General features: G+C 68.8%; 23 protein-coding genes and 1 pseudogene. 15 read left to right on the top strand and 9 right to left on the bottom strand.

The genetic code is table 11. The annotated features are described in order from the left end of the window. The first annotated feature begins 166 nt into the window (after positions 1-166). Complete coding sequence (locus BJ971_RS28220; protein WP_184996216.1) at positions 167-1,672, top strand: glycosyltransferase family 2 protein; 1,506 nt, start codon at positions 167-169, stop codon at positions 1,670-1,672. A 12-nt stretch (positions 1,673-1,684) separates the two neighbouring features. Here the strand turns inward: BJ971_RS28220 and BJ971_RS28215 are convergent, their stop codons facing one another. Continuing rightward, positions 1,685-2,002: a response regulator gene (locus BJ971_RS28215; protein ID WP_260415876.1), complete on the bottom strand. Its 318-nt coding sequence runs from the start codon at positions 2,000-2,002 to the stop codon at positions 1,685-1,687. Between the two features lie 252 nt (positions 2,003-2,254). Beyond that, positions 2,255-2,839 (bottom strand): integrase core domain-containing protein, encoded by a 585-nt coding sequence (locus BJ971_RS41670; protein ID WP_239087795.1) that lies wholly within the window; start codon positions 2,837-2,839, stop codon positions 2,255-2,257. Between BJ971_RS41670 and BJ971_RS41665 the strand changes: the two genes are divergently transcribed. Both BJ971_RS41665 and BJ971_RS28200 read left to right on the top strand, forming a co-directional pair. Next, entirely contained in the window at positions 2,826-3,116 is a 291-nt protein-coding gene (locus BJ971_RS41665) for a hypothetical protein (protein ID WP_239087794.1), read from the top strand. The genes BJ971_RS41670 and BJ971_RS41665 overlap by 14 nt on opposite strands. Positions 3,117-3,680: 564 nt before the next feature. Then, on the top strand, positions 3,681-4,223 hold the full coding sequence (locus BJ971_RS28200) for a PLL family lectin (RefSeq protein WP_184996214.1): 543 nt from the start codon (positions 3,681-3,683) through the stop codon (positions 4,221-4,223). 282 nt (positions 4,224-4,505) lie between these two features. Here BJ971_RS28200 and BJ971_RS28195 read toward each other — a convergent pair whose 3' ends face one another. The 4 genes and pseudogenes from BJ971_RS28195 to BJ971_RS28180 form a co-directional block, all read right to left on the bottom strand. Further along, positions 4,506-5,111 (bottom strand): hypothetical protein, encoded by a 606-nt coding sequence (locus BJ971_RS28195; protein WP_184996213.1) that lies wholly within the window; start codon positions 5,109-5,111, stop codon positions 4,506-4,508. Next, entirely contained in the window at positions 5,111-5,629 is a 519-nt protein-coding gene (locus tag BJ971_RS28190) for a SigE family RNA polymerase sigma factor (RefSeq protein WP_184996212.1), read from the bottom strand. Before BJ971_RS28190 ends, BJ971_RS28195 begins: the two co-directional genes overlap by 1 nt. Positions 5,630-5,751: 122 nt before the next feature. Next, positions 5,752-6,030 (bottom strand): hypothetical protein, encoded by a 279-nt coding sequence (locus BJ971_RS28185; protein ID WP_184996211.1) that lies wholly within the window; start codon positions 6,028-6,030, stop codon positions 5,752-5,754. A gap of 371 nt (positions 6,031-6,401) precedes the next feature. After that, positions 6,402-6,692 (bottom strand): annotated as a pseudogene (locus tag BJ971_RS28180) (DDE-type integrase/transposase/recombinase); the annotation flags it as partial. A gap of 62 nt (positions 6,693-6,754) precedes the next feature. Here BJ971_RS28180 and BJ971_RS28175 point away from each other — a divergent pair. Continuing rightward, positions 6,755-8,167, top strand: coding sequence for a TolB family protein (locus BJ971_RS28175; protein WP_184996210.1), 1,413 nt, complete (start codon positions 6,755-6,757; stop codon positions 8,165-8,167). A 394-nt stretch (positions 8,168-8,561) separates the two neighbouring features. Continuing rightward, the gene (locus BJ971_RS28170; protein WP_203709645.1) at positions 8,562-9,317 is read left to right on the top strand and encodes a zinc-binding dehydrogenase; all 756 of its coding nucleotides are present in this window, start codon (positions 8,562-8,564) and stop codon (positions 9,315-9,317) included. Between the two features lie 99 nt (positions 9,318-9,416). Here the strand turns inward: BJ971_RS28170 and BJ971_RS28165 are convergent, their stop codons facing one another. Continuing rightward, positions 9,417-11,036 carry a carboxylesterase/lipase family protein gene (locus tag BJ971_RS28165; RefSeq protein WP_184996209.1) on the bottom strand — a complete coding sequence of 540 codons (1,620 nt, stop codon included), beginning with the start codon at positions 11,034-11,036 and terminating at the stop codon, positions 9,417-9,419. A 204-nt stretch (positions 11,037-11,240) separates the two neighbouring features. Here BJ971_RS28165 and BJ971_RS28160 point away from each other — a divergent pair, with 204 nt between their 5' ends. Further along, complete coding sequence (locus BJ971_RS28160) at positions 11,241-11,840, top strand: TetR/AcrR family transcriptional regulator (protein WP_184996208.1); 600 nt, start codon at positions 11,241-11,243, stop codon at positions 11,838-11,840. 15 nt (positions 11,841-11,855) lie between these two features. Here BJ971_RS28160 and BJ971_RS28155 read toward each other — a convergent pair whose 3' ends face one another. Continuing rightward, positions 11,856-12,359 (bottom strand): MarR family winged helix-turn-helix transcriptional regulator, encoded by a 504-nt coding sequence (locus tag BJ971_RS28155; protein WP_184996207.1) that lies wholly within the window; start codon positions 12,357-12,359, stop codon positions 11,856-11,858. Between the two features lie 84 nt (positions 12,360-12,443). On the opposite strand from BJ971_RS28155, the gene BJ971_RS28150 reads away from it, so the two are divergent. Genes BJ971_RS28150 through BJ971_RS28130 form a run of 5 tightly spaced genes read left to right on the top strand, consistent with a single transcriptional unit; the run spans position 12,444 to position 15,753 of the window. Then, entirely contained in the window at positions 12,444-13,019 is a 576-nt protein-coding gene (locus BJ971_RS28150; protein ID WP_184996206.1) for an NADPH-dependent F420 reductase, read from the top strand. A 27-nt stretch (positions 13,020-13,046) separates the two neighbouring features. After that, positions 13,047-14,012, top strand: a complete 966-nt coding sequence (locus BJ971_RS28145; protein WP_184996205.1) for an NADPH:quinone reductase — start codon at positions 13,047-13,049, stop codon at positions 14,010-14,012. Between the two features lie 11 nt (positions 14,013-14,023). Continuing rightward, entirely contained in the window at positions 14,024-14,533 is a 510-nt protein-coding gene (locus BJ971_RS28140; RefSeq protein ID WP_184996204.1) for a VOC family protein, read from the top strand. Further along, entirely contained in the window at positions 14,530-15,165 is a 636-nt protein-coding gene (locus BJ971_RS28135) for an alpha/beta hydrolase (RefSeq protein ID WP_184996203.1), read from the top strand. The genes BJ971_RS28140 and BJ971_RS28135 overlap by 4 nt, the downstream gene beginning before the upstream one ends. Before the next feature lie 27 nt (positions 15,166-15,192). After that, entirely contained in the window at positions 15,193-15,753 is a 561-nt protein-coding gene (locus BJ971_RS28130; RefSeq protein ID WP_184996202.1) for a 2-keto-4-pentenoate hydratase, read from the top strand. A gap of 35 nt (positions 15,754-15,788) precedes the next feature. On the opposite strand, the gene BJ971_RS28125 is transcribed toward BJ971_RS28130, so the two are convergent. Next, complete coding sequence (locus BJ971_RS28125; protein ID WP_184996201.1) at positions 15,789-16,541, bottom strand: IclR family transcriptional regulator; 753 nt, start codon at positions 16,539-16,541, stop codon at positions 15,789-15,791. Positions 16,542-16,653: 112 nt separating this feature from the next. Between BJ971_RS28125 and BJ971_RS28120 the strand changes: the two genes are divergently transcribed. The 4 genes from BJ971_RS28120 to BJ971_RS28105 all read left to right on the top strand — a co-directional run bounded on the left by BJ971_RS28120 (position 16,654) and on the right by BJ971_RS28105 (position 23,821). Further along, complete coding sequence (locus BJ971_RS28120; RefSeq protein ID WP_184996200.1) at positions 16,654-18,390, top strand: GMC family oxidoreductase; 1,737 nt, start codon at positions 16,654-16,656, stop codon at positions 18,388-18,390. A 67-nt stretch (positions 18,391-18,457) separates the two neighbouring features. Further along, positions 18,458-20,032: an FAD-dependent monooxygenase gene (locus tag BJ971_RS28115; RefSeq protein ID WP_184996199.1), complete on the top strand. Its 1,575-nt coding sequence runs from the start codon at positions 18,458-18,460 to the stop codon at positions 20,030-20,032. After that, entirely contained in the window at positions 20,029-22,140 is a 2,112-nt protein-coding gene (locus BJ971_RS28110; RefSeq protein WP_184996198.1) for an acetate--CoA ligase family protein, read from the top strand. Before BJ971_RS28115 ends, BJ971_RS28110 begins: the two co-directional genes overlap by 4 nt. 1 nt (position 22,141) lies before the next feature. Then, positions 22,142-23,821 (top strand): (2,3-dihydroxybenzoyl)adenylate synthase, encoded by a 1,680-nt coding sequence (locus BJ971_RS28105; RefSeq protein ID WP_184996197.1) that lies wholly within the window; start codon positions 22,142-22,144, stop codon positions 23,819-23,821. The last annotated feature ends 32 nt before the right edge of the window (positions 23,822-23,853 follow it).

Raw genomic sequence — 23,853 nt, 5'->3', positions numbered from 1 at the left:
GGCCTGCCGGCGTTTGCGCCACGGCATGCTCCGTGACGTGCCGGTGTCGAAGAACTCCACCACGATCCGGCCCCGGCCCGCGGCGTACCCAGCGTCACACAAGAAACGGTCAAAGGTCCGCGCTCGGACACAAGCCCGTAAACGTTCTCACGTACCGTCGCCGCACGTGGTAATCGATGTGCTGTTACTGACCGTGCCCGCCCTTCTGCTGCTTTATTTCGGATTCTTCGCCGTATACAACTACGCCTACGCGTTCGCCGCGCTGTCCCGGCGGCGCCCGCACACGGTGGATCCGCCGCTCGACGCTCACGTCGCGGTGGTGGTCGTCTCGTTCAACGAGCGCGAGGTCATCGCCGACACCGTCGCGGCGTGTGAGCGCATGACCTTCCAGAACAAGACGGTCATCGTCGGTGACGACTCCAAGGACCCGGAGACGATCGCGATCCTGCGCCGCCTTGCCGCCGAGCGGGGCTGCGTCCGCAGACAGTCCGCCCGGTACGCCGGCACCGATGTCGAGCTCTGGGAGTCGGACTCCTTCGTCGTGTTCCACCGCGCGGACAACGTCGGCTTCAAGGCGGGCAACCTCAAGACCCTGGAGGGCTTCCTCCAGGAGCGCGGCTTCACGCACATGTACCTGCTGGACGCGGACTGGCGCCCGCAGGCCGACGCGATCGAGCGCTGCCTCGAGACGATCGAGGTCGACCCCGCGATCGGGTACGTGCAGACCAAGCGGCTGTACCACTTCGGCCGCACCGACCACTTCCAGCGCTGCCTCGCCATCAACGAGGAGGCCTGCTACCTGTCGGACCTGCCCGGGCGGCAGCGCCTGGGTCACATGATCCTGTTCTCGGGCTGCTGCGCCATGTTCAACCTCAAGGCGCTGTACGCGGTCGGCGGCTTCCACGCCGGGCACCTCACCGAGGACATCGACCTGTCGAACCGGTTCTACCTGGCCGGGTACCGGGGGATCTACCTCGAGGACGTCACCAACGTCGGCGAGGTGCCGCCGAACTACAAGGCCTTCCGCCGCCAGCAGGAGCGGTGGGCGATCGGCTCCGCCCGTACCTTCAAGGAGTATTTCCGGCCCGTCCTGCGCTCCGGGCTCGACCTGCGCACCAAGCTGAGCCTGCTGCGGCAGAACGCCTATTACACGGCCGCCCTCGGCATCGAGCTGGCCGCGGCGTGGAGCCTGATGGTGGTCGCGCTGGTCACCGGCGGCACGGCGGTGGGCCAGAACGTCGTCGAGCCCGCGGTGCTGCGCGTCATCGGGTACGTGCTGCCGCTGGCGATGCTGCTGACGCTGTTCAGCGGCGTGGCACCGCTGCTGGTGACCGTGGTGAAGAAGCGCGAGTGGGCGAGCCTTGCCTACATCCCCGCCGCCTGTTGGATCGCCCTGTCAGTGGTGCACACCTATGCGATCGCGAACATCAAGGGCTTCCGGGACCTGGCGCAGACCTGGTTCGTCACCCCGAAGACCAACCGGAAGAAGGGCGACGTCGCGGTCAAGGCCGCGCGGCGCATCCGGGCGCTCAACCTGGTGACGCTGCTGGCGCTGACCGCGACCTACCTGGGCGTCTACCGCCACGCGCCGAACTCGTCGGCGCTGGTGATGGTCGGCGTGTACGCGCTGCTCTGGATCCCGTCGATGGTCATCGCGTCGGTCAAGAGCTGACGGCGGGCCCCGCTACCGGTGCTCGGGCGCGAGCAGGCCGAGGTAGGCCAGCTTCTGCTTGATTACTTCCTCCGTGAACCGCTTGAGGACGTACTCGTGTGCACCGGCGGCGAGGGCACGCACCATCTGGCTGTGCTCGGCCTCGGTCGTCACCATCATCATGCACATGTCACGCAGCGGCGGCATCTTGCGGATGTAGCGGACCAGCTGGAGGCCGTCCATCACCGGCATGTTCCAGTCGATAAGCGCGACGTCCGGCACCGTGGGGATCTCCACCAGCAGGTCGAGAGCCTCCTGACCGTTGGAGGCCTCGTAGGAGGAGAAGCCCAGTCCGCCAACGGTGCGCTGCAGCTTGCCCGAACACCCTCGTCGATGCCCGATTGGGAGCGCGGATTCGTGGATGTTCTCGGTCGTCCTTCGCTCTCAGCGATCGGCCAGAAAGCGTCAGGTCGAAGGTGATTTAGCCGCACCACTTTATCGGGTGACTAAATGGACCACCGCGGACCAGGTGGTCTACTCTTTACTTAGAGGCCAGCAGGTAAAGTAAAGAGCAAACCCTTGGGCGATAATCACGTCTCGCATTTATGGAGCGCAGGCCAGCACCCTGGATGCGATCTCCGTGTACTTGTCACTCATGTTGGGCCTCGGACACACACTAAGCACACGGCCGAGGTCGGAGACGACCTCGGCCTTCAGTGTCTTCAGGCCCGGCTTGTAGGTCAGCCTAAGCCCGATGCGGCTGTACAGCTCTGCCTTGTCGCGCGGGTCAGCCTCGCGGAGGACACCGAGCAAGCTGCCGAGGCCGTCGACGATCGCGGCGATCTGATCCTCGTTGCGGCGCTGTGGTGGTGCCGCGCTCATCCGCAGCTGCGGGTGCCGGAAATCCCATCCGTGCTGGTCAAGCGGCACGGGCGTACTCGTGTAGTAGTCCGCCGAGCGGTCGTTTCGGCGGACGTTTAGCGGTGTCAACGAGGTGGCTTCGGTGACTGGGTCGGGTAACGGCCGCAGGGGTCGAGCGTTGGCGATGCCCTGGTGCGGCCGATGGCTGTTGTGGTGGCGTTCGTACTCGCGCAGGGCGTGCCGCAGATGGGCCTGATTCCAGATCAAAGTCCGGTCGAGCAGTTGGTGGTGGAAGGCCTGGATCCACCGTTCCATGATCGAGTTCATGCGGGGCATCCGGACCCCGCTGGGCACGACCTCGATACCGGCTGTCGAAAAGGGCTGGGTACTTGCCGTCGCGATCCCGGATCAGGTGCCTGACCTGGCAGCCGGTGTCCTCGAGATCCATGACCAAGTTCCGGGCGGCCTGGGTCACCCAGGCGGCGGTCGGGTGCGCGGTGACGCCGAGGATCCGGATCCGGCGGGTGGCGTGCTCGATCACGGCCAGCACGTACAGGTGGGCGCCGGTCAGCGTCACGGTTTCGAAGAAGGTCCGCGGCAATGATGGCCTGGGCCTGGGAGCGCAGGAACGTCGCCCAGGCGTTGCTCGCACGGTCCGGCGCCGGGTCGATCCCGGCGTCTTTGAGGATCTCCCACGGTCGAGGCGGCGACCTTCACACCGAGGACGAGGAGTTCGCCGTGGATGCGCCGGTATCCCCAGCCGGTGTTCTCCGACGCCAGGCGCAGTACCAGCGTCCGGATCGATCGGATCGTCGGCGGCCGTCCGGGCCGGCGGGGCCGGGACGGTCGGGTATGCCGGCCTCTCGTCGTCCGGTGCCGTCCGGTCTGCGATCCGCTGTGGCCGATGACGAGCAGCATAGTCACCGGCCTCATCCGGGATCGGTCGGCGTTTCACCATGCGGGAGCCGGCGCCGGTTGACTGTGACGGTACGGACGGGGATCGCCGACGTGTCGGTGGCTCGACGGCGGCCGGCACGTCCGGAGACCGAATTCCGGCACCGGAGCCGGAAATGTCATCGATGTTGCTCACTGAGTGAGTGTTTACGAAGTTCTCATGTGGATGGTGTGGCGGCGTGACGGCTGGCGTCAGAGTCGGCAGGGTGGCCGGGTGTCATCGCGCCGCGGGCTGGTGTTGTTGGTCGCCGGATTGGAGACGCAGGTGCAAGTAAAGAAGCTCAAGGGCGCAAGGCGACATGTCGCCAAGGTGCTGATGGTGGCTGTTCTCGGCGCATTGGCTATGCTCCCAGCCGGTAACCCGGCCCACGCGAACCCCGGAGATGTGTGCAAGACCGAGAATGAAAACCGCGCCGGCTACCAGCTGCCGACTGGCAAGTACATTTGCGATCTTGGCATTACCGTTACCTATTATAATTCGGGCTACCACGCCTTCGTTGTCGGCTCGGACTATAAGGTTTGGCACACCTGGACGACTTCGAGCGGCGCGTGGAGGAGCACGTGGGAGAGTCTCGGCGGCACTTCAAAAAGCCGTGTTTATTTGACGCAAGGTACCAAGAGCGGCCGAAATTACGTCAACCTTTACGTGCTTGGCACGACTGACACTTGGTACTGCAAGGCACACAACGGCACCCATCTTGCCAACGCCTGGTGGCCCAGCAAAACCACCTGGGCGACGGGCCAACACTGCGAGTGACCTGGTACGCCGGGCGCCTGCGAACAGCAGGCGCCCGGCGTCATTCATTACCCGGGCTCTGTTGCATTGAGCCATCGCCAAGATCGCTTGCCGCAAGGCTTCCTGCGAGCTCGACTACGGTGCCTCTTCCGCGGGCATAGATCGGGCAGACCACCGCTTGTGCCGCCCCGGCCCTTCGGGAAGCTAGCGCTCGCGGAGGGTACTCCGAAGGATTTGCGGCGCTCGAGACGTTGGATCGCTCAATGCAACAGAGCCTTTCCGGGCAACGGCCTGAGCAGGGGCTCAGTCCACCTGGCAGAACGGCGGGTTGCCGGAGGTGATCCCCAGCTCTGCGCAGTGATATCCGCTGCCCTGGCTGTGGTAGCGCCAGCCCTTGCCGGCCTTGTACTGGAACAGGTAGATGCCGTCGCCGGGCGTCGGGCCCTCCGGGTCGGCCGTCGCCCAGCCCTTCCAGCACTCGACACTGGACGGAACGAAATACCAGCCCTTCGGCAGATCGGCCAGCTTCTCGAGGGCCTTCGCGGAAGGGCAGGCAGGGTAGCGGGGACGGTCGCTCGTCCGGACGGATGAAGGCGTCGAGGACGGCGAGGACGGCGGTGTCGAGGACGGCGGTGTCGGGCTCGGCGCGGTGGTCGCCGCCGAGGTCGGGGCGGCGCTGGGTGCCGGCGGGCGGGTCGCCACCGGGGCCCGTGGGCCCGCCCGGCCGGCGAACGCGATCGCGCCGCCGACGGCGAACACCGCCACCGCGGCCGCGGCCGATGTGGCGACCGCGGTGCGCCGTTGCGACCGGCGCGACTTGTGCAGCGCCCGCTCGTACAGGTCGGTGCTTCCGCCGTGCTCGGCCAGATCGGACATGGCCTGACGCAGCGGCCCGAAATCGTCGGTCATCAGGCTTCCTCCAACACGGCCGAGAGCAGGTCGGGCGCCACCTCGCGCATGCGGGCCAGCGCCTTGCTGGTCTGGCTCTTGATCGTGCCGACCGAGCAGTGCAGCAGCTCGGCGGCCTCGGCCTCGCTTCGATCCTCGAAGAACCGCAGCACCAGCACGGCGCGTTGCCGCGAGGTGAGTCGCGCGAGGGCCTCGTGCAGGGCGAGCTTGAGATCGGTGCGGCGGGCGTGGTCGCTGCCGGGCTGGACCATGTCGGCCAGCTCGCCCGGCATCGACTCGACCACCTTGCGGCGCCGCCACCAGCTCACATGCAGGTGGTACATCGCCGTGCGGGTGTAGGCCTCGAAGTGTCCGGGGTCGTCCAGCCTGCGCCGGCCCCGATGGGTGCGGGCCAGCGCGTCCTGCACCAGATCCTCGGCGAGGTGCCGGTCGCCGGTCAGCAGGAACGCCGTCCGCAGCAGCGCGGGCGAGCGGGCCCGGACGAACTCACAGAAAAGATCATCTATGGACTTCGCCATGCTCCGCCCGCGCTCCCCCGTTGCCGAAATCGTTCAGGCGGCGCCGTCATCGATGCCTCCGGCCGGCCATGCGGCACACCGTAGCCGGTGCGACCGGCTACGGTGTGCCCGAATCGGCACGGTCACTGGTACTGGCAGAACGGCGCGGGCTCGTCGATGCCGAGTTCCTCGCAGTGGTATCCGCTGCCCTGGCTGTGATAACGCCAGCCCTTGCCGGGCTTGTACTGGAACAGGTAGATGCCGTCGCCGGGGGTCGGACCCTCCGGGTCGGCCGTCGCCCAGCCCTTCCAGCACTCGACACTGGACGGAACAAAATACCAGCCCTTCGGCAGATCGGCCAGCTTCTCGAGGGTCTTCTCGGAGGGGCACTTGGGGCCCGCGGCCGGACGGTCCGTCGCCACCGCGGGCGAGGTGGCCGCGGTGGAAGGTGCCGGAGCGGCCGGCGTAGGACCAGCCGACGTGGGTACGGCTGGCGTGGGAACGGACGACGGCGACGGAGCCGCGAGCGGAACAGGAGCCGGCGTGGAACCGCAGGCGGCGAGTCCGAACAGGACAACGGCGGCGGCGGGCGACAGCAGGCGGTGACGTGCGGACATTACAGGTTCCCCCGGATCGTGGCGGTGTCGGCTTACATCCGGGTACATGCGATCCACGGCCCACAGGTTGCCGCCGATCAGAAACAATCTCAGAGAATTTTCCCCGGTGGGGTGACAGAACGGGCGCCGCTGCGTTGCGAGATCAGTGGACGCGTCGATCTCGGCCGGGATGGGCGTCAGATCGCTCGGGCGAGTTCTGTGAACGCAGCGGCGACCCGCTCTGCCGGGGTGACTTCGACTGCGAGCTCGTAGTGACCACGGCGCAGGTTCTGCAGGAAGGCGTGCCCAGCGATCACGACCTGCGCTGTGCGATCGCTCTTTAGCCCGCGCATCGGTCGCAGCCGCCTCTTGAGCTGGCCATGATCGGCCTCGATCGGGTTGTTCGCGTACTGCTCGACGTGGTGCCACGCCGCCGGCACCAGTTCTTTGAGCACTCCCGGGTAAACCGGTGCCGTGTCATCGGTCAACCCTGCCTGGCCCATTCGATCAGCGAACGCAACAGAGCCACAGACCCTCATCGGACGGTTCCTTGGGAACCTGGACGTACATCGACATTGATACCCTCGGCGCCGCTCCCGGCTCCGCCCGGGAGGCATTCATCGATGCACGGGGGAGGAACACGATGCGTCGCATCGTATTGTCAGCTGCTACCGCTGTGACTGTGGTGACCACGGCAGTCGCCGCCTCGCCGGCCGCTCAGGCCGACGAGCCTACGGGCGTGTCCCGGGTCAGCGTCGCCTATGACGGCGAACCCGCCAGCGACTCCAGTCACTTCCCGGTCGTCTCCGGGGACGGCCAGGTGGTCGCCTTCGGGTCCAATGCCGCCAACATCGTCCGGCAGGACTTCAACAATGTGTACGACACCTTCGTCCGAGATCTGAGTACCGGAGTCAGCACACGGGTCAGTGTCGCGACCGACGGCACCCCGGCCAACGCCGCCAGCTACGGAGCCGCGCTCTCGTACGACGGAAGGTTTGTCGCGTTCTACTCGGCCGCCAGAAATCTGGTGCCGGGCGACACCAACAACGCCTCCGACGTCTTCGTTCACGACCGGCAGACCGGCACCACGAGCCGGGTCAGTGTGGCAACCGACGGCACCGAGGCGAACGGTCCGAGCCAGAACCCGCAGCTGTCCGCCGACGGAAGATGGGTCACCTTCAGCACGACCGCGACCAATCTCGCCCCGGGCGCGATCGGCTCGAAGTCCAAGGTGCTGCTGCACGATCGGGAGACCGGCACCACCACCGAGGTCAGTGTCCGGCCCGACGGTACGTCCGGTACCGAGGACAGCCGCCTGCCGAGCATCTCCGCCGACGGCCGGTACGTCGGCTTCATCTCCTCGGACTGGCAGATCGTGCCCTCACCGCGGTTCATCGCCACGAACGCGTATGTGCGCGACATGCAGTCCGGCACCACCGCTCGGGTCAACGCGACATCGCTGTCGAGCCTCGGCTACGCGGTTCCGAAGGCGGGCACCCCCGTGCTGGTGTCCCCGGACGGCCAGTACGCAACCTTCTTCACCGACACGGCCATGGTGCCCGAGGACACCAACCGCGCCGCGGACGCGTACCGCATCGAACTGGCGACCGGCTCGGTAACCCGGGTCAGCGTGGGAGCCGGCGGCGTCCAGGGCGACAAGGCCAGCGGCCTCACCATCACCGGCGCGCCGATGTCAGCCGATGGGCGGTACGTCGCGTTCGACAGCGAGGCGACGAACCTCGTTCCCGGCGACACCAACGGCGTGCGCGACATCTTCGTCCGGGACACGGTGAACGGCACCACCACCCTGGTCAGCACGGGCGAGGCGCCGAACACTCGGCCCTCCTACTACCCAGCGATCTCGGCGGACGGGAGCATCGTGGTGTTCACCACCGACGGAGCCCTGACGGCCGACGACACGAACCTCCGCAATGACGTCTACCTGGCCCGTCACCAGGGCTGATCTCGAGTGAGCAGCACTCGCCAAGATCGCTAAATCCTGAATGCGAACACAGCGGGCCCCGACCTCCTGGTCCGGGCCCGCGGTGGGCGGTGGTGCAGGTCGGATCAGGCGAAACGTTTGCGGCCCCGCCATGTCGAGCCCTGCGGGCGCGACATCGGCTCCGCCGGCGCGGCGTCGGCTCCGCCGATGTCAGCGCCTCTCGGACCAAACCGCCGGTGTACGCCGTGCTTACCAGCGCCGGATCGACGGCTTGAACGGTGCGCACTATCGCGGCCACCTTCACCAAACCTCGCCACACCGGCCGGCCAACGCCAGCTCGCGGGACGCGATCAGCGTGGGCGTATCTCGAGTGTTGGGCCTCGGACACCATTTGCGGTGGATTCTCACGATACTGGTGAGTTTCCACCGTTTTCATTTCCTGTGTCGGCGGTGGGCGGCGTCAGTAGGTCTGACTTTGCCGTTTTTGAGTCATGATCTTCTCGGCGGCGTCACGCTGGGCGTCGTGGGCTCGTCGATGGTGTCGAGTGCCGGGCGTACCGAACAGATGATGGCGGAGTACACCGTGGTGCCGCGCAACCAGGTGCATCACCTTCCCGACGGAGTGCCGCTCGAGCTCGGTGCGCTCGTCGAACCCATGTCCGTCGCGTACCACGCGGCGACCCTTGCCGAGGTCAACGACCAGAGCAGCGCACTGGTGTACGGCGCCGGGCCGATCGGAATCGGCATCTGGTTCGCGCTGCGCGGCATGGGCCTGACGGAGATCGACGTGGTCGAGCCTACGGAGACCCGCCGCCGGTCGATCGAGGCGCTCGGCGCGCGCACCCTCGACCCGACCACCCAGGACGTGCCGGGAATCATCGCCGAACGCTCCGGCGGCGACGGCGTCGATGCCGCCTTCGATGCCGCGGGCGTCGCGCCGGCCATCCAGTCGGCGCTGGACTCCCTGGGCGAACGGCGCGCGTTGATCAGCGTCGCCATCTACGAGAAGCCGCTCGTCACACCCCTGATTAATCTTGTGCTCCGGGAGCGCCGGATCCAGGGCACGATCTGCTACACGGGCGACGACTACCGCGCCGTCATCGACCTCATGGCCCGCGGCCACTACGACACCACGGGTTGGGTCGACACCGTCCCCTCGAGGGCGTTGTGAAGCAGGGGCTCGAGCCGCTGCGCGCCGGCCAGGCGATGAAGCTGCTCGTCGATCCCACGGCCTGAGCCGAACACGACTGAGAGGAAACCGCTGCGCACGTCACCGAGGCCGCCCTGGACGGCTATCCCAAGGGCGCCGGTCCCATCGTTTCCCAGAGGCGCAGTTGTGGTCCTCGCTCGTCGAGGTGGAGACTCGCGGGCCGCCGGGACGTAGGATCAGCGTCCGCTGGTCGCGCTCGTCGTAGGTCGGCCACCGTGGCAGGGTGCGCGCGTTGGGGTCACCATCTTGTGCGAACGATCCCCAGTACCTCTTCATCTGCGTGGCGAGCCGGCGCGAGCCGGGCGGCACCGGCCCGGCACCGAGCGTGAAGTCGAACAGGTATGCGAGTTCGGCGGAGTGGGTGCTCGACATGTCGATACCTGGCGGTTGGAAGCCGTACAGGGTCGGCGAGTTCGGATCGTCGAACTCGTAGCGGAACACCCGGGTCTTCGTCGCCAGCAGGTCTGCCGTCTGCTTGGCAGCACAGTAGAACGCACCGTCGCCCATCGCTTCGGCCTGTGCGTAGAACGGCGCTGGGTAATCAGCCAGGGGATAGCGGGCAGCGACTGCGGCGGCGTTATCGCCGAACGACTCTGTCAGCCATCTCCGGTAATCGTCGGCGGTGATGTCCGGGTTGAGCGACAGGAACAGCTTTCCCTCGTGCGCCATGGCGCCGATGAGGACAGGTACCCGGTTCCACCGGCCGGTCTCGATGGCCGCGACGGACCCGGTCGGCAGAGTCGGCGTGCCGGTTACCGGTCCGGCGCCGCCCGCCACCTGGAAGGCGTCGATCAGCCGTTGCGCGGGCAGTGCCCGCAGACATGCCGGCCGGGTTGCCGTGACCGTGCAGCCGGCCTCGCCCGCAAACGACGCTCCCTGCTGCTGGGCGCTGGCGAGTGGGCGTTCACCGAGCCCGCACGGAGCACTCTGGATGGCGGCGTGCCGGAAGGTTTTCGCCGCCCCGGGCGAGGCGAGCAGTGTGCACACCGCCGAGCCTCCGGCCGATTGGCCGGCGATGGTGACGTTCCGCGGATCGCCGCCGAAGCCCGACGCATTGCGCTGGATCCACCGCAGGGCGGCGATCTGGTCGAGCAGCCCCCAGTTGCCGGATCCGGTCGCGCGATGTTCGGCGTCCAGTTCGGCGAGGGCCAGGTAGCCGAGGGCGCCGAGGCGGTAGTTGATGCTGATCACGACGCTGCGTGTCGTCGCGGCCAGGGTCTGGCCGCCGTAGATGACGCCGGTGCCCTGTGTGTAGCCGCCGCCGTGCAACCAGAGGATGACCGGAAGGGACGCCGTCCGGGTGATGCCATGTGGGCGATACACATCGAGGTAAAGACAGTCTTCGCTGGTGGCCTGGGTTTCCCGGATTCCGCCGGGCGCGAACTGCAGGCACGCCGGAGCCTGCCGGTCAGCAGGCCGGATGCCCCGCCACCTCGGCGGTGGCTGCGGTGGCGCAAACCGAAGCTGCCCCAAGGGTGGCGCGGCGTACGGGACTCCGAGGAAGGCATCGGCAGTGCCGAGTCGCGTGCCACCCAAATCGCCGCTCTCGACTTCGGCGATGGGTGCGCGCGTGGAATGGAGCCCGGGCGCTGCGACAGCCGCTGGGGTGAAGGCGGCCAGCGCTGCGACGAGCAGGGTGAGGGGGAGTACAAGCCGGATTCCCGTGCGCCGTGACGACATGAAGGTGCTCCGATCTCGGAGTACGGCAAGTTCCAGCACGGTAACGCCGAATACCGAGTGATCACTAGGTTTTCAAGCGTTCGATCCGTAGCGCCCTCGGAACGTCGCGGCGCCGCGTTCCGTACGTTGTACCGTGTTCCCCGGGATCGACAACACGATCCCGGACGTCGACGGAAGGGCGCTCCGGCCATCGATGCGCGAGCGGTGCGCGGGGCCAAGCCTCGCGGCTCCTATGCCAAGACCGACGCGAAACGGGACGAGATTCTCGATGCCGCGCTGGTCGTGTTCGGCGAGTCCGGGTATCGGCGCGGCTCGCTGAAGTCCATCGCGGGCCGGGTCGGCATGAGTGATGCCGGCCTGCTGCACCACTTCCAGAACAAGAGCGCTCTGCTGTCCGCGGTGCTGGCGCGGCGCGACTCGAGGTCCAGCAGGCTCCTTGACCTGGATGCCGACGATGGGCTCGTCGTCCTCCGCGGCTTGACCGCATTGGCCGCGCGCAACGCTGGCACGCCGGGCGAGGTCGCGCTGTTCTGCACATTGTCCGCCGAGGCGACGGATCCGGCTCACCCGGCCCACGACTATTTCGCGCGTCGTTACGCCGAGACTCGGCTCACCGTCGGCCGGGCGCTGGGAGATCTCGCGCAGCGCGGACTGCTGCGGGCCGGTGTGGACACGGACTCTGCTGCACGTGTCACCATCGCGGTCATGGACGGGCTGCAGGTGCAGTGGCTGTTGGATCGGTCCGTCGACATGGCCGCGGATCTCCGGCACTTCCTCATGGGCCTGGTGACTGTTGAGCTTTGACCGGTCAGGCCGGCTCTAGGCCGGCTGCGGCGGTTCGTATCGGTGGTAGAGCTGCGCTTTGGCGCCGTCGGGGTCGAGCCGGTGCAGGATGGCGTCGCTGATTTCGCCGAGTTGGGTGATCTGCTCGGGGGTGAGCGCGTCGATCACGTTTTCGCGGACGGTGGCTACGTGGCCGGGAGCGCTGTCGCGCACCTTCTGCCAGCCGGCTTCGGTGAGGCGGGCGTTGGTGGCGCGGCGGTCCTGCGGGCAGGGGAAGCGCTCCAGCAGGCCGCGGGTTTCCAGGCGGTGCACGACGTGGGAGAGGCGGGCCAGGGTGGCGGTGGTGCGTTCGGCGAGCGCTGTCATGCGCAGCGTCTGTTCGGGCGCCTCGGAGAGCATCGCGAGCACGTAGTAGTCGAAGTGGGTCAGTTGGGCGTCGCGCCTGAGTTGGCTGTCGAGGGCTGCGGGCAGCAGTTCCAGGATCGCGGTCAGCCGGACCCAGGACGCCAGCTGCTTCGGGGTGAGCCATTGCGTGTCCACGCTCACATGATGACATTCAAAAGGTTGTTGCTACAACCTCATAAGAAGGTTAGGTTGTAGCTACAACCAATTCAGGAGGCCATCGTGGCGCACATCAGCATCATCGGCAGTGGAAACATGGGACAGGCCATCTCCGGTCTGGTCGCGAAGGGCGGCAACACCGTAGAGCTGGTGAACAGCTCCGACGCCGGCAAACCGGTCACCGGCGATATCGTCGTGCTCGCGGTGCCCTACTCCTCGGTCGCCTCGGTCATCGCCGAGCGTGGCGCGCAGTTGGCCGGCAAGGTCGTCGTCGACATCACCAACCCGCTGAACTTCGAGACGTTCGACTCTCTGACCGTCCCGGCCGACAGTTCCGCGGCCGCCGAGATCGCCGCCGCCCTGCCGGAGTCGCACGTGGTGAAGGCGTTCAACACGAACTTCGCGGGCACCCTGCAGGCCGGGTCGGTCGGCGGGCAGACGACCACCGTCCTGATCGCCGGTGACGACGCGGATGCCAAGGCCCTCCTCGCGGGCGTGGTCGGCGCGGCCGGCCTGCGCTCGGTGGACGCCGGTGGCCTGAAGCGGGCCCGCGAGCTGGAGTCCCTCGGGTTCCTGCAGCTCACGCTCGCCGTCGGCGAGAAGATCTCCTGGACCGGCGGGTTCGCCGTCACCGAATAAGCGACCACGCGAAGCGAAGGAGAAGCGGTGCGCGCCATCTGGTACGACCGGCCCGGCCCGGCCGCCGAGGTTCTGCAGGTCGGCGAGTTGCCCGATCCGGAGCCCGGCCCTGGCGAGGTACGAGTCCGGCTGAGCTTCTCCGGGATCAACCCCGGCGACACCAAGAAGCGTGCCGACTGGGTGGGATACGGCATGCGGTACTCGCGGGTGATCCCGCACAGCGACGGCGCGGGAGTGATCGACTCGGTCGGTGAGGGCATCGATCCGGGCCGCCAGGGACGGCGGGTGTGGGTGTACGGCGCACAGTCCTACCGGCCGTTCGGGACCGCCGCTCAGCTGACCGTCGTCCCGTCGGCTCAGGCCGTCGACCTCCCTCGGGGCGTCGGCGACGAAGTCGGCGCCTGCCTCGGCATTCCGGGGATCACCGCACACCGGGCAGTCTTCGCCGACGGGCCGGTAACCGGCCAGACCGTGCTCGTGCACGGTGTCCTGGGCGGGGTCGGCTCCCTGGCGGCCCAGTTGGCGCTCTGGGGTGGCGCAACGGTCATCGGCACCGTGCGGCACGGTAGGGATCTGCCGACGACCGGCGTGCCGGCAATCGCCTTGGACCAGCCGGACCCGGCCGCCGCGATCCGCGCTCGAGCGCCCGGCGGGATTGATCGCATCATCGAGGTCGCCTTCGCCGAGAACATCGACCTCGACGCCGCCGTCGCACACAACGAGACCATCATCGCGGCGTACGCCACCGGCCGGCAACGGCCCGACCTGCCGTTCTGGCCGATGTTGTTCAACAACGTCACCATCCGGCTGCTCGGCAGCGACGACTTCCCCGCCGAGGCGAAGCGGCAGGCGGCCCACGACCTCACCGCGGCCGCCGACGAGGGCGCGTTGTCGATCCGCGTCGACCCGATGCCCCTGGAACAGGCCGCCGCGGCACACGACCGGGTCGACGGCGGCAGCCGCGCCCGCGTTCTGCTGGCCATACCCCAATGAAGGAGACAGTCATGAGCATCGGCCCGGTGCGGCTCAACCATGCCGTCCTGTTCGTCGCCGACCTCGCCCGCGCCGAACGCTTCTACACCGAAGTGTTCGGCATGGTGGTTGCCGCGCGTGAACCACGCGCGAAGGCAGCCTTCCTGCGCCTGCCGCGCTCCGGCAACCACCATGACCTGGGGCTGTTCGGCGTCGGCCCGGACGCGCCGCCCAAGCAGCGCGGCGGCATCGGGCTGTATCACCTGGCCTGGCAGGTCGACACGATCGACGAGCTGGAGCAGGCCCGCAAGATCCTGGCCGAGGCGGACGCGTATACCGGCGAGTCCAGTCATGGCGCGACGAAGAGCGTGTACGGCGCCGACCCGGACGGCAACGAGTTCGAGATCATGTGGATGCTGCCGCGTACGGAATGGGGCCAGTACGAGAACGCCGCCCCGGTCGACCGGCTCGACCTGGCGGCCGAGGTGCGACGGTGGAGCGGCGTCGGCACGGCCGGCGAGTCCGCAGTGGCACAGCCATGACCACGGCGGGTGTCTTCGCGCCGCCGGTCGTGGCGACCACGGGGTCCGAGGATCCGCTGGCGCCGCTGGTCGTGCTGCTGCACGGCCGCGGCTCCCACGAACAGGAGATCCTCACCCTCTCCGATCACCTTCCGGTCGGTCCGGCGTACGCGGCGGTGCGCGCGCCGATCGCGGAGGGCGGCGGCTACGCCTGGTTCGCCAACCGCGGCATCGGCCGCCCGGTCGCCGAATCGCTGCGCGCGGCCATGGACTGGTTCCGGGACTGGCTCGACAGCGTGGCCCCGGAGGGCCGTCCGGTGCTCCTGATCGGATTCAGCGGCGGTGCGGCCTTTGCCGGCGGACTGCTGCTGGACGACCCTGCGCGCTACACCGGCGCGGCGATCCTCTATGGCACCCTGCCGTTCGACGCCGGCGTGCCGACCACGCCGGCGCGGTTGGCCGGGGTGTCGATCGCGGTGGCCCAGGGCGAGCAGGACTCTGTCATCCCCCGCGAACTGCTCGATCGCACATGGCGGTACCTGCTGGGGGAGTCGGGCGCGGCGACGACGGCCCACCGCGGACCGGGCGGTCACGGCATTACCCCGGACGCGCTGAACGCCGTGGCCGACTGGCTGCGCGAGTGTCTTGCATGACTCCGTTCCTCGCCGCCGAAGCGCTTCGTGCCGTACGAGCCGACCGCAGGCCCTTTAAGCCCTTCACCGACGGCGATTCCAATCTCGACGAGCAGTGGGGCTATCGGGTGCATCGAACCTGAGATCGCCTTCCGGCTCGGTCGCGTCCTGGACCGGCCATTGACCATGGCAGCGGCGGCCGCCGCGATCGACGGGGTCGCCGTGGCCTTGGAAATCATCGACTCCCGCTATGCCGGGTTCGAATTCCGCCTGCCCGACGTGGTCGCGGACAACACCAGCGCCGCGGCCTTCGTTGTCGGCGACTGGGTGGACCCGGCGACGGCAGGCGACCTCACCGCCCTCCGGTGCGTCTTCTCCGGCGACGGCCGCGAGCTGCACAGCGCAACCGGCGCAGCCGTCCTCGGACATCCGCTACGCGCATTGATCCATCTCTCGGAACATCTGGCGAAGCGCGGCGAAGGCCTTCCGGCCGGCGCCATCGTGCTCGCCGGTGCGCTCACGGACGCCGTGCCGATCCGGCCTGGTGTGGTGTACCGCGCCGGCATCGATCGCCTCGGCACCATCTGCTTCAGCACTCCGCATCGATAAGCAGGTCGGGAGCCATTGCCACCGGCCGGACGGGGTTATCCGGCCGTGCCTGCCTCGACCGTCCCGCGGGCGATCGCAGTCGCCGTGTCGGACAGCGCACTCACCCACTCCGGGACCCGATCGCGGTGAAATCGTGCGCTCGGCAATGCGAGCGCGACGGCGGCGATGGGCGGACCCTCCGGGCCGCGTACGGGCACCGCGATCGCGGTGAGCCCGGCCTCGGTGCGCTGTGCGTTGATCGCGAAGCCACGTTTGCGTGCCAGCGTGAGTTCCCGGCGCAACCGGGTGAGGTCGACGTCGGCACATCCCTCGTACAGCGCGGTGATCTTGTCAGGCGGCAGGGCGGCAAGCAGGGTGACACCCCCCGAGGTGAGGTGCGCCGGTAAGGTCCGGCCCTCCCTGCTGCCCACCCGCAGCGTGCGCACGCACTCCGCGGATGCGATGAATCGAGTCTCGGTCCCTGCCAGCACCATCAGGTTGACCGACTCCTGCACCCGCTCGACGAGCGACCGCATGTGCGGCCGGGCGACCTGTCGCAGCAGCGCGACCGGCGCGTGGGTGGCGATCGCCGGCCGTAGTACGTCGCCGGCCTGATAGCGCCGGTCGGGCCGCTGCTCGGCAAAACCTCGATAGACCAGCATGGCGAGCAGGCGGTGCGCGGTCGATGGAGACACCCCCAGTCGCTCGGCCGCGTCGCTGACCCGCAGCGGACTTTCGTGCTGCAACACGATCGCAAGGTGCAGGGCGTGGTCAACCGACGTGATCGGGTAGGGCGGCTCGTTCCTCATAGCAGAAAAAGGTATCCCGCTGACAGGAACATTGTGAAACTTGCGGAGCTTCGCCCGGGCTTTTGGCCGGACACAGCGATCCCCTCTTCGAGACCGATCAGACGGGAACAGGATGGAAACGCACGAGAAGCTCGACCGGCTCGAGCTGGCGCTGATCGCCGGCCGGATCAGTCGCCGAACCTTCATCGCGGGAGCGTTGGCGACGGGGCTTGTCGCCGCCGAGGCGGTTCCCGCGCTGGCGTCCGACCTCGACGCCATGCGTGCCGCTCAGGCGCGTCGCGTCGCGTCGCTGAAACGGTCGTACGACTACGTGGTCGTCGGCGCCGGCAGTGCGGGTTGCGCGCTCGTCGGCACGCTCGCCACGAAGGAACCGTCGGCGCGCATCCTGCTGATCGAAGCGGGTGACTGGGATACCGCGCCGTCCGTCCAGGATCCCCGGCTGTGGTTCACCAACCTGGGCACCGTCCGGGACTGGGGAGACGTCTCGATACCCAGCCCCGGCGTGAACAACCGGGCCATCCCGGAGCACACCGGCCGGGTCGTCGGCGGTGGCAGCAGCATCAACGCGACGATCTGGGCCCGGCCGTTCAAGGCCGACCTCGACCATTGGGCGGCCGAGACCGGCGACTCCCGCTGGGGCTATCGCCATAGTCTCAAGATCTTCAAGGTGGCCGAGGACTGGCAGGGAACACCAAATCCCGCCTTCCGGGGTACGGGAGGCCCGGTCTGGGTGCAGCCGGCCGCCGATCCGCTGCCCATGGCGACCGCCGCGCTCGACGGCTTTCGGGAGGTGGGTCTGCCCGTCGTCGACGATCTCAACGGCGAGCGGGAGCTGACCGGGAACGGCTTCGGCTACATGAACCAGATCATCAAGGACGGCCGCCGGCAGAGCATCGCCCGCGCCTTCCTCTACCCGGTTCTCATCCGTGAGAATGTCACCGTCCTCGTCAACACCCAGGTCAATCGCGTGCTCCTCCGGGGCGACCGGGCGGTGGGGGTCGAGTGCGTCAAGGACGGCAAGGTGGTCTCCTTCGGGGTGGGTCGTGAGGTCGTCCTCTCCGCGGGCGGGTTCAACACTCCGAAGATCCTGATGCTCAGCGGTGTCGGCCACGAGAAGGAACTCCGCGCGGCGCACGTCCCGGTGCGCGTGCACTCTCCCGAGGTCGGTAAGAACGTGCAGGACCACATCCTGCACGGCGGCTGCCTGTACGAGGCGCCGGAAGCGTTCGAGTACCGCAACAGCGCCGCGAACGTTTCGGGCTACTACAAGACCGATTCCCGCCTCGAACTGCCCGATGTCAGCATCGTGCAGATCGAGATCCCGTACGCGAGCGAGGTCATCGCGGAGCAGTACCCGGCGCCGCCCAACACCTGGGCCCTGTGCGCCGGGCTGGTCGCGCCGAAGAGCCGCGGCACCGTCCGGCTGCGTTCCTCCGATCCGGCTGACCGGCCGATCGTGGATATGCGCTTCCTCAGCCACCCGGACGACGTGACCGCCTTGGCGAGGAGCATCGAGATCGCGCGCTCGGTGGCGGCCTCGGCCGCGATGAGGCCGTTCGTGGTCCGGGAGGTCGCGCCGGGCCGTGATCTCGAGGGCGACGAGCTGATCAGATTCATCCGCGACGGAGCGACGACCTACTTCCACTCCTCCGGTGCGTGCCGGATGGGCAGGGACGACAGGGCGGTGGTGGACGCCGAGTTGCGCGTCAACGGAGTGCGGAACCTGCGGATCGCGGACAGCACCGTCATGCCACGGATCGTCGCCGTGCCCACGATGCCGGCGTGCGTGCTCATCGGGCTGCGCATGGCGGAAATTCTGACCGGGCACAGGCGTCACGCCGCACGGTGACGCCGAGCCCATATATGTGTCAGTATTGTGCTTCACGGCTTAGAAATGAAACATTTATGGAGGTCTCATGAGGATCGCGGTGCTGGGCGGAGGCCCGGGTGGCCTGTTCGCGGCTGCCCTGGCCAGGAGCGCCGACCCGACCCGCGAGGTGACGGTCTTCGAACGCAACCGGGCCGACGACACGTTCGGATTCGGGGTCGTCTTCTCCGACGCCACGCTGGCCGCGATCCACGAGGCCGACCCGGTGCTGCGGGACGCCTTGGCGGACCACGGGGTGCACTGGGACCCGATCGAGGTTCGCCTGCGCGGCGAGGCCCTGCGTTGCGGCGGCAACGGGATGGCGGCGGTCGAGCGGCGGGCCCTGCTCCGAGTCATGCAGGAGCGGGCCGCCGCGGCCGGCGTCGATCTGCGATTCTCCACACCGGGCGATCCGGACGACCTGCTCGACGCGGAGTTCGACCTGATCGTCGCGGCGGACGGCGCGAACTCCGCGATGCGGGACCGGTTCGCCGACGTCTTTGAGCCGACCGCCGAGACGGCGTCGGCGAAGTTCATCTGGCTCGGCACGACGTACCCCTTCGAGGGGCTCACCTTCGTGCACGAGCGCGGGGAGCACGGGGTGTTCGCCGTTCACGGGTACCCCATCGGGTCGGGTGTGTCGACCTTCATCGTCGAGACCGACGAACGGTCCTGGCGGGCGGCCGGTCTCGACGAGTTCGACGTGAGCCAGCCGCCGGGTCGCAGTGACGAGAAGAGCCTGGCCTACCTACAGCGACTGTTCGCGGATCAACTCGACGGGCACGCTCTGATCGCCAACAACTCGCGCTGGAGCAACTTCCGCACCCGCAGGGCGGCGCGATGGCGGCACCGGGTCGGCCGCACCGCCGTCGTGTTGCTCGGCGACAGCGCGCACACCGCGCACTTCTCGGTCGGCTCCGGCACGAAGATGGCGATGGAGGACGCGGTCTCCCTTGCCGCTGCCCTCGGCGCGCACGACGACCTCGACTCCGCGCTCGCCGCGTACGAACAGGAGCGCCGCCCCCCGGTCGCGAAGATCCAGAACTCCGCGCGGCCCAGCCTCTCGTGGTGGGAACACTTCGGGCGTACGTATGACGAGCTCCCGCCGTGGCAGTTCGCCTACCACTTCTTCACCCGCTCGCTCACCGATGCCAAGCTGCGTCGCCGCGACGCCGGTTTCGTCGAGGCCGTTCACGAGCAGTGGCGGGCGCGGCACGGGGCCGCACCGCTACAGAGTCCGCTCGACGTCGCTGATCAGTCTCTGAGCGGTCGGCTCGTCGGCGTCGCCGAGAACCTGGTCCGGCTTCCCGAGTTCGACCTGCCGCTGCACCGCGAACCGGTGGACGGCGGCTCCTGGGGCCTGGTCGTGGTGGCGCCTGACGCGGAGGACGACTTGCCGGCTGCCTTCGACGCGGTGGCCAAGGGTGCCGCGGCCGGGGCAGCGCTGATCGCGGTTCGCGGCGGGACCGCCTTGACACGGCGTCTCATCTGCGAGGAGGCGAGGCTCACCCGTCATGCGACGACCCTGCTCGTGCAGGACGCGCGCGATGATGAGGAGGCGCTCACCGAGATCCTCTCCGGGCGTACCGACCTGGTCGGCGTCCCGGCCGGAGATCTGTCATGACGACGGACGCCCGGGACGTTCGCCCGGGAACGGCCGACGCCGGGCCATCCGCCCGGTTGCGGCCGCTCTTCGCCCCTCGCGGCGTGGTGGTGGTGGGTGCGTCCCGCGACTCCTCGAAGCTGGGTGCGGTGATGGCCAGGTCGCTGTCCGCATTTCCCGGACCGGTGGCGGGGGTGAACCCGCGCGACGTTGCTCCTGACGAACGCCGATATGCGGCAGTCGCGGATGCGGCCGACGCGCTCGGCGTACCGCTCGATCTCGCCGTTCTCTGTGTCCCCGCCGCGGCGAGCGCCGGCGCGTTGACGGCGGCGGCCGCCGGCGGTGTTCGCGCCGCCCTGGTCTGCGCCGGCGGGTACGCGGAGGCGGGCGGGCCTGGCATCGGGTATCAGCGCGATCTCGTCGATGCCGCCCGGCGATCGGAGGTGGTCCTGCTCGGGCCGAATACGTCTGGATTCATCGCGCCCGCCCGTGGTTTGACGGCATCCTTCGTGCCCGGCGTTGGTGCGGTACCGGCCGGCTCGGTAGCCGTCGTCGCGGCCAGCGGTGGGGTGAACCACGCACTGGCCTTCATGCTCGCCGAAGCCGGGATCGGCGTATCGCTCGCGGTGGGCCTCGGCAACGCGGTCGACGTCACGGCCGCGGACGTTCTCACCTACCTTCTCGACGACCCGGCCACCCGTGCCGTCGCGCTCCATGTGGAATCCGTCGCCGACGGGCCGGCGCTCGCCTCGGCAGTCGAGGCGCTCTGTGCCCGGGTGCCCGTCGTAGCTCTCGTCGTGGGCAGAAACGACGTCGCCGATTTCGCGCGGTCCCACACGGGCGCTCTCGCGACCTCCTGGCGGGTCACGCGTGCCGCACTGCGCCAGGCGGGCGCCGTCGTGGTGGACGACGAGAGAGCACTGGTCGACGCCGTCACCGCGCTGTCCCTGATCCGGCTCCCCGCCGCCTCGCGGCCGGGCGTGGCCGTGGTGACAGCCCAGGCGGGCCCGGGGCTGCTGCACGCCGACGGGTTGGCCGGAACCGGCGTGCACGTACCGACCCTGGCCGGGGACACCCGCGATCGCCTGAGCGCGCTGCTGCCCGCGCTGACCTATCAGGCGAACCCAGTGGACACCGGCCGGCCGGGGGAGACCTTTCCCGGCGTGCTGGCCGCGGTCGCCGCCGATCCCGCCATCGACGTGGTGAGCGTGTACGCGCTTGCGGAACCGGACTCGCTCGATCTGCCGGCAGCTTTCGCGGCGGCCGGATCCATGGCCGCGCTTGTCGCCACCGGCGGCCCCGCGACCGAGGTGGCCGCGATCCGGGACGCTCTGCTGCCGCTCGGCATCCCCACGCTGAGCAGCCCGGCCGCATTGACCACCGCGGTGACCGCGCTGGTCCATGACGCGCAGGCGCGTGCCCGTGCCGCCGGTCGGCTGCGGCAGCCGAGCACCCCCGCCGAGTCCGATCCGAGAGTGCGCGATGCTCTCGCGCGCACCGAGTTCGACGAGGACGCGGCGAAGGCTCTCCTCGGTATCCTGGGGATCGGCACGCTCGCACGAGCCGCCTGCGACTCCCGGGACGAGGCACATGCCGCTCTGATCGCGCTGGGCGGGCCGGTCGTCGTCAAGCTGCTGGACGCTGCCGTCGTCCACAAGAGCGACATCAGCGGAGTCCACCTCGGCATCCGGGACCCAGCCGAACTCGACCGCGCGCTCGACGCCCTGCACGCCGCCGGCGCCCAGCGATTCCTGGTCGAGAAGCAGGCCGGTCCGGGGATCGATCTGATCGTAGGCGCCACCCGCGACCCGGTGTTCGGCCCGGTCGTCCTTGTCGGCCTCGGCGGGGTGCTGGCGGAGGCCCTGGCCGACGTCGCCACCGCACCGGCGCCGCTCTTCGCCTCCGAAGCCGCCGAATTGCTGGATGAGCTGGTCGGGCGGGCGCTGCTGGACGGCTTCCGGGGCGGCCCGTTCGTGGACCGGGGCGCGGTCGGAAGGATTCTCGCCGTCCTCGGCGATCTGCTCGTGGCCGACGGCCGGCTCGAGTCCGTCGAAATCAATCCGTTGCGCATCACCGCCGACGGCATCCTGGCTCTCGACGCCGTCGTCTCGTTCGAGGAGGTGCCCTGACATGACCGAGTCCACCAACGTCACCGCGATATCCGAGGGCGTTGTCCCCTGGCCGGAGGACGCCGTCCGCGACTACGTCGCGCACGGCTGGTGGCGTGGCCTCTCGCTGGGCGCTGAACTGTGGGCAGCGGCCGATGCGCGCGCCACACACGTCGCGCTCGTCGACGGAGACGTCCGGCTGGACCACGCCGAACTCATCCTGCGCAGCGACGCGCTCGCCGGTCGGCTGGTGGACGAGCTCGGACTCGTGCGCGGCGACCGGATCGTGATGCAGCTGCCGAACTGCTGGCAGTTCGTCGTGCTGACCCTGGCGTGCCTGCGAGCCGGCATCGTCCCCGTGATGGCGCTCCCCGCACATCGGCAGCACGAGCTGCGATACCTCGTGGAGCACAGCGAAGCCCGGGCTATCGCCGTTCCGGACCGCCTCCGCGGCTTCGACCACGAGGCGATGGCCGCGGAGCTCATGAGCGGCTCGGCCACCCTCGAGCATCTCCTGGTGGTCGGCGACAACGTCCGTGCCGGATCCAGCGACCTCACCCGACTCGCCGGCCCACCCGCCGAACCGGCCAAGGCACGGGCCCGCTGGGACAACGACCAACCCGGTTCGCGGGACGTCGCCGTCTTCCTGCTGTCCGGCGGCACGACCGGCCTGCCGAAACTCATCGCACGCACCCACGACGACTACGCCTACAACGCACACGCCAGCGCGGAACTGTGCGGCCTCGGCCGGGACACGGTTTACCTTGTGACTCTGCCCGCGGGACACAACTTTCCCCTGGCCTGCCCCGGCATCCTCGGCACGCTCCTGGCCGGCGGCACCGTGGTGATGCTGCCCTCACCCGAACCGGAGAGGGCGTTCGCCGCGATCGAGGCCGAAGGCGTGACGGCGACGGCGGCGGTCCCCGCCGTCGCGCAACGGTGGCTACTGCACGCCGCCGACCACGGCGCGACGCAGCTGCGCAGCCTGAACCTTCTGCAGGTCGGTGGTGCACGGCTCGCCGACGAGGTGGCCCGCCAGGTGCGCCCGGTACTCGGCTGCCGCCTGCAGCAGGTCTTCGGGATGGCCGAGGGCCTGCTCAACTACACCCGGCTCGACGACCCCGACGGCGTCGTGTGCCGCACCCAGGGCCGTCCGTTGAGCCCTGGCGACGAGGTGCGAATAGTCGACGAGTTCGACAGGGACGTGGCCGACGGCACCCTCGGGTCGCTCTTGACCCGGGGTCCCTACACCCCACGTGGCTACTACCGCGCGGCCGAGCAGAACGCGCGGGCCTTCACCGAGGACGGCTGGTACCGATCCGGCGACATCGTCCGCCGGCTGCCCGACGGGAATCTCGTCGTCGAGGGCCGTGACAAGGACATGATCAACCGAGGTGGCGAAAAGATCAGCGCCGAGGAGGTCGAGAACCTCGTCTACCGACTGCCGCAGGTGGCTCAGGTGGCTGCCGTCGCGATGCCGGATCCCGAGCTGGGCGAGCGGGTGTGCCTCTACGCGGTCCTCAAACCGGGCACCGCGCTGACCCTGGATGAGATTCGCGCGACCATGACCGCCGAAGGCGTGGCGCGCTACAAGATGCCGGACCGCCTGGAGGTGGTCGACGAGATCGCCGCCACGAAGGTCGGCAAGGTCGACAAGAAGGCGCTACGGGCAGACGTCGCGGCCCGGCTCCGCAACCCATGATCCCGCTAGATCAATCACACGACCAGACCCGA

Origin of the sequence: Amorphoplanes digitatis, from assembly GCF_014205335.1 — a bacterium.
In the GTDB taxonomy this organism is placed as follows: Bacteria; Actinomycetota; Actinomycetes; order Mycobacteriales; family Micromonosporaceae; genus Actinoplanes; species Actinoplanes digitatus.
This window is presented reverse-complemented; position numbering and strand designations above follow the sequence as displayed.